Origin of the sequence: Thiohalocapsa marina (assembly GCF_008632335.1) — a bacterium.
In the GTDB taxonomy this organism is placed as follows: Bacteria; Pseudomonadota; Gammaproteobacteria; order Chromatiales; family Chromatiaceae; genus Thiohalocapsa; species Thiohalocapsa marina.
Genome location: NZ_VWXX01000033.1, coordinates 35,213 through 46,911, shown reverse-complemented (window position 1 = coordinate 46,911; position 11,699 = coordinate 35,213). Strand labels below are relative to the sequence as shown.

Below are 11,699 nucleotides of genomic sequence, written 5' to 3'. Positions count from 1 at the left end.
GATAAGCGAAGCGCATCCGCCACAGGCCACAACGGCGGATGCGCTTCGCTTATCCGCCCTACAGTATTCACCTTGTTTTGGGCGCGTTCCTTAGCGTCCAATGCTGGCCTGGGGCTTTGGCCCTGGATTCAGGCGCCGATGCGCTCCCTGACCTGCAGCGCCACCTCCAGCGCCTGGAGTCCCACGGCGCCGTGCACCAGGGGACGCCGATGGTGGCGGACGCAGTCGACGAAGGCGGCGATCTCGCGGTCAAGGGGTTTCACCGGCTCCACCTGGATGCGCTCACGGTGGATCTGCGGTCGGGCCGCATCCGGCTGCGGCACCGGCGTGGCAATGTCCAGGGTCTGCTCGACGAAGTCCAGGGACAGATAGCCCCGGGGCTGGAATACGCGAATGCGGCGCGTGGTCTTGTCGGAGACGCGGCTGGCGACGACGTTGGCGACTGTGCCGTTGACGAACTCCAGCCGGGCGTTGGCGATGTCCACGTGCTCGGTCAGCACCGGCGAGCCCACCGCCCGCACGTCGGCCAGGTCGGCGTCCACCAGGGCCAGGATGATGTCGATGTCGTGGATCATCAGGTCCGAGACGACGTCCACGTCGGTGGCCCGTTCGGTAAACCCACCCATGCGCTGGGCCTCGATGAAGCGAGGCGACTCGATCCGGCCCGCCAGCGCAGCGATGCCAGCGTTGAAGCGCTCCAGATGGCCGATCTGCAGCGTGGCGCCGGAGGCCTCCGCCAGCCGGACGATCTCTCGGCCCGCATCCAGATCAGGCGCCACCGGCTTTTCGAGCAGCATGTGCACACCCTGCTCGAGATAGGGCCGTGCCACCGGCAGATGGAGGCTTGTGGGCACCACGATGCTGACCGCATCCACACGGCCAAGCAGTGCCGACGGATCGGCAAAGGCCTCGCAGCCCGCCTCGGCGGCGACGGCGGCGGCGCGTTCGGCGTCCACATCGGCAACGCCCACCAGTTCGACGCCGGCCAGACGGGAGTAGATCAGGGCATGAAAGCGGCCCAGGTAGCCGACACCGACCACGCCGACCTTCAGTGTATCGCGCATGGGCCTAGCCACCGACATTGGGCCGCACCTGCGTCTCCTTGGCCACCGGCGGCGCGGGTTCGCCATGGTAGAGCAGGATCTGGTAGGCCAGGGTCAGGGTCATGCCCAGGGCAACCACCGCCACCAGGACAGCAAAGGGGTCGACACGACGGCGGCGGGAGTGTTTGAACATGGATGCGGGACCAGGACCTTTGGTTCTCGATCAGAGGGGGTGGAGGCCGGGACCGGTCGCTGATTCCGGGTTGCAAAGCCCGCGCTCCGGTAGCAATGATAGCGAATGACCGACGGCATCTCCACCTGGTCCATCCGCCATCCCATAGGCGTCGTCATGCTGACGCTGGCGGTGATGGTGCTGGGCGGCTTCGCCCTCGGGCGCCTGAACGTCGACCTGCTGCCGCACATCATCTACCCGGACATCCGCATTCGCGTACTGGATCCCGGCGTGCCGGCCCGGGTGATGGAGGACGAGGTCACGCGCCAGCTCGAGGAGCAGCTCGCCATCACCGAGGGCGCCGTGGCCATCCAGTCGCGCAGCAGCGAAGGCCGCAGTGCCGTGGACCTGTCCTTCCGCTACGGCGAGGACATCGACCAGGCCCTGCGCGATGCCAGTTCGCGGCTGGACCGGGCCAAGCGCTTCCTGCCCGAGAGCATCGACCCGCCCGTCATCTACAAGCGCGATCCCTTCCAGCTGCCGGTGGCGGAGTATGTGGTCAGCGCGCGCCTGATGGACCCGGTGGAACTGCGCGGCTGGGTGGACTACCGCCTGGGTCCGTCGCTGCTCACGCTGCCCGGCGTTGCCGCCGCGGAGGTGGGCGGCGGGCTTGAGCGCGAGGTCCGCGTGATCGCCGACCAGTATCGTCTGGCCGGGCTCGGGCTGGACGTGCTGGACCTGCAGTCGGCCCTGGCGGAAGCCAACCGCGACGTGCCCGGCGGCCGGCTGCTGATGCCCCACGGCGAGATCAGCGGACGCATCGGCGGGCGCTTCAACTCGGTGCAGCAGATCGTCGATCTGCCGCTGTCGGCGGAGGGTCGCGACGACCCCCTGGGACTGCTGCGCCTGAACGAGGTGGCACAGGTCATCGACGGCGCCGCCGAGGAGCGGCTGCGGATCCGGCTGAACGACGCGCCGGGGATCAAGCTGTCGATCCAGAAACAGCCACTGGCCAACACCATGGCGGTGGTGCAGGCGGTGGACGAGGAACTGGCGCAACTGCGCGCGCAAGGCCAGATCCCCGAGGACGTCGCCATCACCAAGGTCGACGACCAGGCGCGCTACATCCGCCATTCCCTCAGCAACGCCATCCAGGCGGCCGTCGGCGGCGCCCTGCTGGCGATGCTGGTGGTGTACCTGTTTCTTGGCAGCCTGCGGCGCACGCTGATCATCGGCAGTGCCATCCCCATCGCGGTGCTGGTGACCTTCATCCTGATGGCCGCCTTCGGCCTGACCTTCAACATCATGACCCTTGGCGGGCTGGCGCTGGGCATCGGCATGCTGGTGGACAGCACCATCGTGATGCTGGAGAACATCCATCGCCACCAGCGCCTGGGCGGCTCCACCCAGGCCAGCACCGCCCGGGCCGCACGCGAGGTGACCAGCGCCATCGTCGCGTCAACGTCCACCAATCTGGCTGCGGTGCTGCCGTTCCTGTTCATCGGCGGACTGGTCGGCCTGCTGTTCCGCGAGCTGATCTTCACCATCTCGGCGGCGATCCTGGCGGCCATGGTGGTGGCCCTGACCCTGGTCCCGGCCCTGGCCGGACAGGTGCCCGCCGGGCGCGAAGGGGCGATGCGCCGTGGCGTCGACCATGCCCTGGGCCGGCTGCAGGATGGCTATGCCTGGCTGCTGGTACGGATGCTGCGGCTGCGCTGGCTCGTCATTGCCGGCTTCGTCACCGCGCTGCTGGTCACGGTGCCGGGCTTCTTCGGCGGCAAGCAGGTGTTCCTGCCAGAACTGGACGAGGGTGACGTGCGCATCAGCCTGACCGCGGACACCGGCGTGAACATCGACCAGATGGACGCCCTGACCCGCCAGGTGGAGGCCATCGTCGCCGCGCAGCCGGAGGTGCAGGCCATGTTCACCACCGTCGGCGGCTTCGTCTTCGGCCGTTCCAGCTTCGAGAGCAGCCACCGCGCCAGCATCCAGGTGCAACTGGCGCCGCTGGGCGCCCGCGACGGACTCGGCTCCAGGGCCTGGATCGACCGCGTGAAGGCGCAGATCGACGCCGCCGCCATCCCCGGGCTGAAGGTCTATCTCTATACCCGAGGCATCCGCGGCATCCGCTTCGGCCGCGGGGACGATGACCTGGCGCTGCGCATCAAGGGGCCGGACCTGGACACCCTGGTGGGTCTGGCGGACCGCATCACGCGGCGGCTCGAGCAGGTGGACGGGCTGCGCAACCTGCAGCATTCCAACGAGGACGTGACCCAGGAACTCTCGGTGCGGCTGGATCGGCGCCGGGCCGCCAGCTACGGCCTGGATGCCGAAGACGTCGGCAGCGTGCTGCGCTTCGCCCTGGAGGGCCAGACGGTCACCGATTTCATCGACGACGACCGCAGCATCGATGTGCGCCTGCGGCTGGACCGCGACGACATCGGCACCCCTGGTGACCTGGAGTCGATCATCCTGTTCAGCAAGACCGAGCCGCGGGTGCCGATCCGCCTGGGGGACCTGGCGGAAGTGCGGATCCTGCCCCAGCCCACGGAGATCCTGCGCGACCGCCAGCAGCGGGTGGTGGAGATCAGTGCCTCCCTGGGCGGTGACCTGACCCTGGAGCAGGCCATCGAGATGGCACTGGCCGCCGCGGCCGAGGTCGATCTGCCGCCGGGCTACGTGCTCTACGAGGCCGGCAGTCTGGAAACCCTGCAGCAGGGCCGCGACCTGGGCCGGCTGCTGCTGGGCCTGGCGCTGTTCCTGGTGCTGGTGGTCATGGCGGTGCAGTACGAATCGCTGCGCAATCCGCTGATCATCCTGCTGTCGGTGCCCTTCGGCCTGATCGGCGTGGTGCTCGGCCTGGACTGGACCGCCACGCCGCTGTCCATGCCGGTCTGGCTGGGGCTGATCATGCTGGCGGGCATCGTCGTCAACAACGCCATCGTGCTGGTGGAGTTCATCGAGCTGCGCAGGCACGACGGGCAGGACAAGGCGGCGGCCATCGTCGAGGCGGCGCGGCTGCGCCTGCGGCCCATCCTGATGACCACGCTGACCACGGTCTTCGGCATGCTGCCGCTGGCGCTGGCCATCGGCGAGGGCTCCGAGATGCTGCAACCCCTGGCCATCGTGATCGTCGCCGGCCTCAGCTTTTCCACGCTGGTGTCGCTGCTGCTGGTGCCGATGCTCTACGCCATCCTCGGCGAACGCCATCACCCGCTGACGCGGCACAGCGGTGGCGAATCGCTCCACAACAGCTGTGGATAAGTCTGTGGAACACTTGGTGGCGAACGGGCCAAGTGGCTGAAGATCGGCGACTTGCGTTAGATCGGCCGATTTTTGACCAATCCTGACTCACCTTCAGAAACAACAGCTTACAGAAGGCGGCCGTCAGCCCTCATAAAAACCACCAAGTCAATGGGTATTCTCGCCGAGGCTGTGCACAACCTGCCCTGTCGTGCATCGGGGGCCGACAGCACCAAGGGAAGTGCTGACTGATTCAGCATTTCCCGCGCGGGGCAGGAAGCCCCGCGATCTCTAGCGGCGCACGCCGCTGAAAATGAAGCGATGCGGAAACCACGTTTTCGAATCGCGTGCCGATTTTTGGCCAGGATGGCCAGGAAATCAGCGTCTCCCTAGCCGCGCACCAGTTCCTGTGCCTGGCGATCGGCGTGGTAGGAGGAGCGCACCATGGGTCCGCTGGCAACGCCGGAAAAGCCCATGTCCCGGGCCTGTGCGGCCAGCTGGTCGAACTCCGCGGGGGTCCAGTAGCGCCGCACCGGCAGATGGTCGCGGCTGGGTTGCAGATACTGGCCAAGGGTGAGCATGTCGCAGCCGTGCGCCCGCAGGTCGCGCAAGACCTCAAGCACCTCGTCTTCGGTCTCGCCGAGTCCGAGCATCAGGCCGGACTTGGTCGGCACGGACGGGTGCGACGCCTTGAACCGGGCCAGCAGGTCCAGTGATCCCTGATAGTCGGCGCCGGGCCGGGCCTCGCGGTACAGGCGGGGCACAGTCTCGAGGTTGTGATTGAAGACGTCCGGTGCGGCATCGTCGACGAAGGCGGACAGGGCCACGGCCTCGCGGCCACGGAAGTCGGGCACCAGGACCTCGAGCCGGGTGTCGGGGCACTGGGCCCGCACGGCGCGCAGGCAGGCGGCAAAGTGCCCGGCGCCGCCGTCCCGCAGGTCGTCGCGGTCCACGGAGGTGATGACGACGTAGCGCAGGCCCATGCGCGCGATGGAGCGGGCCAGGTGGGCGGGCTCGCTCGCGTCGACGGGCTGCGGGCGTCCGTGGGCCACGTCGCAGAACGGGCAGCGCCGGGTGCAGATGTCGCCCAGGATCATGAAGGTGGCGGTGCCGTGGTTGAAGCATTCGCCCAGGTTGGGGCATTGGGCCTCTTCGCAGACCGTGGCCAGGCCGCTCTCGCGCAGCAGTCGCTTGACCCGGACCACGCCGGCCCCGATCGGGGCCTTGGCGCGAATCCAGTCGGGCTTGCGCGGCACCTGCGCCGTGGGCGTTACCTTGACCGGGATGCGCGACACCTTGTCGCGTCCGCGCTGGTGGGTTTCCGGGGTGCTGCGGGAGGGGGCGACCAGGGGCTCGGTCTCGTTCATCGCTCGGTCTCCTTGTTTTTGATCATGGTCCTGTGGATTTTCTCCCTTTTGGAGACGCTGATTCATTGGCCATCCTGGCCAGAAATCAGCACGCGATTCGAAAACGTGGTTTCCGAATCGCGTCATTTTCAGCGGCTTGCGTCGCTAAAAATGGCGGGGCCTCCTGCCCCGCACGGGAAATGCTGAATAAATCAGCGTTTCCTTTAGCAAGCGAGCGTTCGGTTTTCGCGGGCGGACTCGGTCGAACGGCGGCGTTCAGTCGGCGTCAGGCTGGAAGTCCAGCGACACGGAATTGATGCAGTAGCGCAGGCCCGTGGGTTCCGGGCCGTCGGGGAAGACATGTCCCAGGTGCGACCCGCAGCGGCTGCAGTGAACTTCGGTACGCACCATACCATGACTGCGGTCACACTCGGTGCCGATGGCGTCCGCCGCGGACGGCTGCCAGAAGCTGGGCCAGCCGCTGCCGGAGTCGTATTTGTGCGCCGAGCTGAACAGGTCGGCGCCGCAACAGACGCACCGGTACTGACCGGGCGACTTGCTGGCGTGATAGGCCCCGCTGAAGGCCGGCTCGGTGCCTTGTTGGCGACAGACGCGGAACTGTTCCGCTGTCAGTTGTTCGCGCCATTGGGTGTCGGTCTTGGCGATCTTCTCACTCATTGCGCATCGTCTCCTCAGTAATGAACCGGACGCGGCCGGCGATTGAAAAAGCCTGTCCTTCTGCCGTGGCTCGATTGGCCGCAAAGCCGCGTACGGGTCGGGGGCAACGGCTGGGAGCTGGCGGCTGGCGGCTGGCGGCTGGAGGCTGGGAGCCGGCATCCGTGCTTGAGCGGCCTGCGGCGACGCCCTATACTGCCAGGCCGTTATTCGCCCCCGGGCAAAACCCCTGAATCGAAAGCAAATTCATCATGAATGCCAGCTCTTTCCAGCCCCCGGTACGCACCTTGATGGGGCCGGGGCCCGCCGATCTCCATCCGCGCGTGCTCGCCGCCCTGTCGCGCCCCACCGTCGGACATCTCGACCCGGTCTTCGGCGGCATGATGGACGAGCTGAAGGATCTGCTGCGCTACGCCTTCCGCACCGATAACCGGCTGACCATGCCGGTGTCGGCGCCGGGCTCCGCGGGCATGGAGACCTGCTTCGTGAACCTGGTGGAGCCGGGCGACAAGGTGGTGGTCTGCATCAACGGCGTCTTCGGCGGCCGCATGCGGGAGAACGTGATCCGCGCCGGCGGCGAGCCGATCTGCATCGAGGACCCCTGGGGTCGCGCAGTGGACCCCGGCAAGCTGGAGGATACCCTGAAGGCGCATCCCGATGCGAAGATCGTCGCCTTCGTTCAGGCCGAGACCTCCACCGGCGCCAGTTCGGACACCCGGACACTGGCCGAGATCGCCCGTCGCTATGGCTGCCTGACCATCGTCGATGCCGTCACCGCCCTGGCGGGCTCGCCGCTGCTGGTGGACGACTGGGGCATCGATGCCGTCTATTCCGGCAGCCAGAAGTGCCTGTCGTGCACACCGGGCCTGGCCCCGGTCAGCTTCAGCGAGCGCGCGCTGGCGAAGGTCACGGCGCGCGCTACCCCGGTGCGCAGCTGGTTCCTGGATCTGAACCTGGTGCTGGGCTACTGGGGTGGCGGTACGCCGGGCCAGACCAAGCGGAGCTATCATCACACCGCACCGGTCAATGCCCTGTATGCATTGCATGAGTCCCTGGTCATGCTGGCCGAGGAGGGCATCGAGCAAAGCTGGGCGCGCCATCAGGCACACCATCTGGCCCTGCGCGCGGGGCTGGAGGCCATGGGGCTGGAACTGGTGGTGCCGGAGGCGGAGCGCCTGCCGCAGCTGAACGCAGTCTCCATCCCGGCCGGCATCGATGATGCGACGGTGCGCGCCCGCCTGCTGAACGAATACAACCTTGAGATCGGCGCCGGGCTCGGCGCCCTGGCCGGCAAGGTCTGGCGCATCGGCCTGATGGGGTGGTCGTGCCGCCGCGAAAACATCGTGCTCTGCATCGGCGCCCTGGGCAGCGTCCTGAACGACCTCGGTGCCGGCGTCGACACCGGCGCCGCGCTGCAGGCCGCGCAGGGCGCCCTGCCGCAGGCCCGCATGTGACCGGATCCTGATGCCCAGCGGCCCGACCCGCCGCCAGCCTGGTTCCCAGACTGGCTTCCAATCCGGTTTCGAGTCTGGTCGCCCGCCGCGCCGCAGCCGGCCCCTGTTGCCGCGCCTGATCATGGCGGTGGCCGCCGTGGGACTCTTCCTGATCGGCTACCAGTGGGGCAACCAGTACCAGCACGGGCGCAGTGAGCCGCCCCGGATCAGCGGCGTGCTGATCCGCCCGCCCCAGCCGCTGCCGGAAGTACGCCTGACGGACAGTGCGGGCCGCACGGCGGGCGAAGAGGCCCTGCGGGGCGCCTGGAGCCTGCTCGCATTCGCCCCCCTGGACAGTGCCGCAGGACATCTCGGCATCAGCAAGCAGATCGAGGTGTTCAACCGCCTGGCCGACCGGCCACAACTGCGCGAGCAGCTTCAGCTGCGCTTGCTCGATACCGGCCCGGCGTCCGGGGTGGTCCCCGGGACGACGCCAGATAGGGCGCCGGAGAGGACACCGGCGCTGGCGCAGGACTTCGAACGCCTGACCCCCGCCATCGCCATCCTTGCTGGCGAGCCGACGGAGATCGAGGCGCTGCGGGCTGCCGTCGGCGCCAGCGACCTGTCCGCTGACCAGTTTGTTAACCGGGCGGCTGCCGACACGACTCCAGGCTCAGACCCTGCATCCGCCGCGCCCACGCCGGCATTCTTCCTGATCGAGCCCCGTGGCCGCCTGGTGGCCCTGTTCCCGGCGGAGCAGACCGCGGCGGCCATTGCCGACGACATCCGCACCCTTGCAGACCGTGCCGACGATGCGGACGACTGGATCTCCGACCGGAACCCTGACCAAACGAATGCACCACCCACCTCCGAACCGGGCCGCTGAGCCCGATGCACCCTTGACCCAGCCACTGACGCCGGCCCAGCGGCTGTTCGTGGCCCTGCAGTACGGGCTTCCACAGCATGCCCTGTCGGCGGCCATGTTCCGGCTCACCCGGCTGCGACTGGGGATGGTCACGACACAGGCCATCCGGCTGTTCGCCCGCCGCTTCGACGTGGACCTGCAGGAGGCGGCCAATCCCTCGCCGGCGGCCTATCCCAGTGTCAACGCCTTCTTCACCCGGGCCCTGCGCGACGATGCCCGGCCGCTGGATCCGACAGAAAGCGCTCTGCTGTCGCCTGTGGACGGCGCGGTCAGCCAGCTTGGCCGCATCCAGGACGGCACCCTGTTCCAGGCCAAGGGCCAGGACTACAGCACCACGGAATTGCTGGGCGGAGACGCCCGGCTGGCGGCGGAATTCGACGCCGGCCTGTTCGCCACGCTCTACCTGTCGCCGCGGGACTACCACCGGATCCACATGCCCATCGCCGGCCGACTGCGGCAGACGATCCATGTGCCGGGCCGCCTGTTCAGCGTCAACCCCACCACCACCCGCGGGGTGCCGCGGCTGTTTGCCCGCAACGAGCGGGTGGTCTGCATCTTCGACACACCGGCTGGACCCATGGCCATGGTGCTGGTGGGTGCCATCTTTGTCGGCAGCATCGAGACGGTCTGGGGCGGGCGCATCACACCGCCCCGCGGCCGGCGCATCACCCGCGTGGTCGCGTCGCCGGATCAACCCGTGGCGCTGGAGCGGGGCGAAGAGATGGGTCGGTTCAACATGGGCTCCACGGTCATCCTGCTGCTGCCCGATGGCAGCGCCGACTGGACGCGGGAGCTGGGAGCGGGGAGCCCGGTGCGCGTTGGACGCGCACTCGGGCATCTGCGGGACTGACGCACGGTTCGGCGTCAGATCCAGTCCGGCCGCGGTTCAGCGCGACGACGGCATCGGCGAGAACTGCGGTGCCCAGTGCGGAGCAGGACGGGTCGGCCCCATGGGACGCGGGGCCACAGGCACGGTGAAGGTGCCGGGCGGTGACAGCGGCATCACGTAGACAGGGGCCGGGGCCGGGGCCGGGGCCGGAACTGGGGCCGGAGCAGGCGCCGCTGCGGGAGCGGTCTCCGCTGGTGCGGCGGCGGCCGACTCGGTGACTGGCGCCGACTCGCCAGCGGACGCATCGGTCGCTGGCTCCTCCACCGGCGCGGGCTGTGCAGACACTTCGACTGCCGGGGCGGATGCTTCGGCTTCGGCTGCCGCATCGGCGGTCTCAGCGGCGGCTGGAGCAGGTGTTACGTCAGCGGGCGTTGCCTCTGGGGCCGCCGCAGACGCCGATTCAGGCTGGGGCTCCGCCGCAGGCGCGGCAGCGGCCTCGACGGCTTCCGGCACTGCTTCGGCGGCCGGCTCCGGCTTTGCCTCCGGCTCGACGGCGGCCTGTTCCAAGGTGGGTTCTGGTGCGGGCTCAGAAGCGGCCTCTGCAGCCGACTCGGCATCCGTTTCCGCCGCAGGCTCGGCGGCCGCCGCAGCAGCGGTTTCTTCAGCCGGCTGTGAGGCTGGTTCTGGAGCCGGCTCCGCCGGGGCGACCTTGGCCGGTGCCGCAGGGGCGGGGGCCGGCGGCGCAGCCAGCTCGACCTGGCCGATGCGTGCCAGGTTGGCGCGGATCTGGTCCGGCGTGGGTGCCGCAGGGCCGCCGCCGCTGCCGAGCAGCAGGTAAAGCACACCGACCACGATGAAGGCGACGGTGCCCTTCACCAGGAGGGTTCCGATATCGTCTTTGCCAAGCGTCGAGAACTGCTTGGCAAGCCAGGGAAGTGGGTTAGTCACGATCTTCGTACCTCATTCTTGCGCGGCACCCGCGCGTCGTCTCAGGGCGTATTCAAAAGCTGAAAAACCGCAGTTCGGTCCGGCGGGCCTGACTGGCGGCCCGGCTGGCAACCCGAACGATGACCCAGGGCCGCTGGTTCGAGATCGGCAGCCAGAACTGGCAAACGGATCGGCCGGACTGCACCGACAACCTGCACCGATGATCAAAGCCGATGCACTACACTGGCAGGCCAGAGTCGGTGGCCTAAAGGTTGTCGGACCGATCCGGCTGGCCGATCAGGCAGGCCAAGCCGGCAGACCGGCCTGGTGGATCGAATCGCCAACAGGGTCACCGATACCGATCCGGGGCCGATGTGTTCGGCGCGTGATGTCGCACAAGGCCTGATGTTGGGCCTGGCACGCCGGTTCACCAGCGGACATCAGCGCAGGTCCTGCCGGCCGGACTCCAGCCCGGTCCTACCACGAGGATGCGTACGCTGCCTGAAAACGCGCAGTTTTTCAATGGAGACTTACCACCACAAGGCCAGGGCGGCCGTCTCGGAGGCCCCGGCTCGGCATGAAAAGTCAACGCATCGCAGACGATCCGGCTGACGGCGCATGCACGCCGTGATCGCTGAGCCATTTCACATCCAGTTCCCAGTCCACCCGCTGCACATCCGGCTGCGCCAGCATCAGGCCCTGGGCGCGCTTCTGATGATCGATGAGGTCTTGCTGCGCGGCCATCATGCCCGGATCATCCTGAGACTGACCCGCCAGTTCGGGATGGATCAGCTGCAGGAAGCGCACGGCCGGAAACTGGAATGAGCGGGGCGTCGACAGGGTCGCCACGCCGCCGTCAAGCCTGACCAGCCGGAACTGGTAGGGATAGTCGGCCAGTTCGGCGTCCGCCTCCAGCAGGTCATTCAATTCCCAGACCCGCGGCTGCCAGACCGACGAGCCCCACCAGGCAAGCAGACCGAGCAGGATGGCGACCAATACAATGGTGTAATTTCTGGTAAAGCTGTCCAAGGTACATTGCCTCTTTTGAGCGATGACGGCCACGACGACCATGACGTTATGCACATTCTGTCGCCCAGTGCCGGCCA

At 68.0% G+C, this 11,699-nt stretch carries 10 protein-coding genes; 4 read left to right on the top strand and 6 right to left on the bottom strand.

Features of this window, described 5'->3' with window-relative positions; translation table 11 throughout:
- Positions 1–128: 128 nt before the first annotated feature.
- Both F2Q65_RS15900 and F2Q65_RS19545 read right to left on the bottom strand, forming a co-directional pair.
- Positions 129–1,064: a Gfo/Idh/MocA family protein gene (locus tag F2Q65_RS15900; RefSeq protein WP_150094395.1), complete on the bottom strand. Its 936-nt coding sequence runs from the start codon at positions 1,062–1,064 to the stop codon at positions 129–131.
- 4 nt (positions 1,065–1,068) lie between these two features.
- Positions 1,069–1,236: a hypothetical protein gene (locus F2Q65_RS19545; protein ID WP_170265775.1), complete on the bottom strand. Its 168-nt coding sequence runs from the start codon at positions 1,234–1,236 to the stop codon at positions 1,069–1,071.
- A gap of 105 nt (positions 1,237–1,341) precedes the next feature.
- On the opposite strand from F2Q65_RS19545, the gene F2Q65_RS15895 reads away from it, so the two are divergent.
- Positions 1,342–4,479, top strand: coding sequence for an efflux RND transporter permease subunit (locus tag F2Q65_RS15895; RefSeq protein ID WP_150094394.1), 3,138 nt, complete (start codon positions 1,342–1,344; stop codon positions 4,477–4,479).
- Positions 4,480–4,847: 368 nt separating this feature from the next.
- Here F2Q65_RS15895 and lipA read toward each other — a convergent pair whose 3' ends face one another.
- Together lipA and msrB are read right to left on the bottom strand one after the other, a co-directional pair.
- Positions 4,848–5,825, bottom strand: a complete 978-nt coding sequence (gene lipA, locus F2Q65_RS15890) for a lipoyl synthase (protein WP_150094393.1) — start codon at positions 5,823–5,825, stop codon at positions 4,848–4,850.
- A gap of 255 nt (positions 5,826–6,080) precedes the next feature.
- Positions 6,081–6,482, bottom strand: coding sequence for a peptide-methionine (R)-S-oxide reductase MsrB (gene msrB, locus F2Q65_RS15885; RefSeq protein WP_150094392.1), 402 nt, complete (start codon positions 6,480–6,482; stop codon positions 6,081–6,083).
- A 248-nt stretch (positions 6,483–6,730) separates the two neighbouring features.
- On the opposite strand from msrB, the gene F2Q65_RS15880 reads away from it, so the two are divergent.
- The 3 genes from F2Q65_RS15880 (at position 6,731) to asd (ending at position 9,687) form a co-directional block, all read left to right on the top strand.
- A complete protein-coding gene (locus F2Q65_RS15880) occupies positions 6,731–7,933 on the top strand; it encodes a pyridoxal-phosphate-dependent aminotransferase family protein (RefSeq protein ID WP_150094391.1) in 1,203 nt (400 codons plus the stop codon).
- Positions 7,934–8,039: 106 nt separating this feature from the next.
- Positions 8,040–8,798: a hypothetical protein gene (locus F2Q65_RS15875; protein ID WP_150094390.1), complete on the top strand. Its 759-nt coding sequence runs from the start codon at positions 8,040–8,042 to the stop codon at positions 8,796–8,798.
- A gap of 13 nt (positions 8,799–8,811) precedes the next feature.
- Entirely contained in the window at positions 8,812–9,687 is an 876-nt protein-coding gene (gene asd / locus F2Q65_RS15870; RefSeq protein WP_246156279.1) for an archaetidylserine decarboxylase, read from the top strand.
- A 36-nt stretch (positions 9,688–9,723) separates the two neighbouring features.
- Here asd and F2Q65_RS15865 read toward each other — a convergent pair whose 3' ends face one another.
- Both F2Q65_RS15865 and F2Q65_RS15860 read right to left on the bottom strand, forming a co-directional pair.
- On the bottom strand, positions 9,724–10,614 hold the full coding sequence (locus F2Q65_RS15865; RefSeq protein ID WP_150094388.1) for a hypothetical protein: 891 nt from the start codon (positions 10,612–10,614) through the stop codon (positions 9,724–9,726).
- Between the two features lie 564 nt (positions 10,615–11,178).
- On the bottom strand, positions 11,179–11,622 hold the full coding sequence (locus F2Q65_RS15860; protein ID WP_150094387.1) for a hypothetical protein: 444 nt from the start codon (positions 11,620–11,622) through the stop codon (positions 11,179–11,181).
- Positions 11,623–11,699: the final 77 nt, after the last annotated feature.

Coding starts and splice junctions, on each gene's coding strand:
- F2Q65_RS15900 (WP_150094395.1), bottom strand. CDS start 1,064: ATGCGCGATACACTGAAGGTCGGCGTGGTCGGTGTCGGCTACCTGGGC.
- F2Q65_RS19545 (WP_170265775.1), bottom strand. CDS start 1,236: ATGTTCAAACACTCCCGCCGCCGTCGTGTCGACCCCTTTGCTGTCCTG.
- F2Q65_RS15895 (WP_150094394.1), top strand. CDS start 1,342: ATGACCGACGGCATCTCCACCTGGTCCATCCGCCATCCCATAGGCGTC.
- lipA (WP_150094393.1), bottom strand. CDS start 5,825: ATGAACGAGACCGAGCCCCTGGTCGCCCCCTCCCGCAGCACCCCGGAA.
- msrB (WP_150094392.1), bottom strand. CDS start 6,482: ATGAGTGAGAAGATCGCCAAGACCGACACCCAATGGCGCGAACAACTG.
- F2Q65_RS15880 (WP_150094391.1), top strand. CDS start 6,731: ATGAATGCCAGCTCTTTCCAGCCCCCGGTACGCACCTTGATGGGGCCG.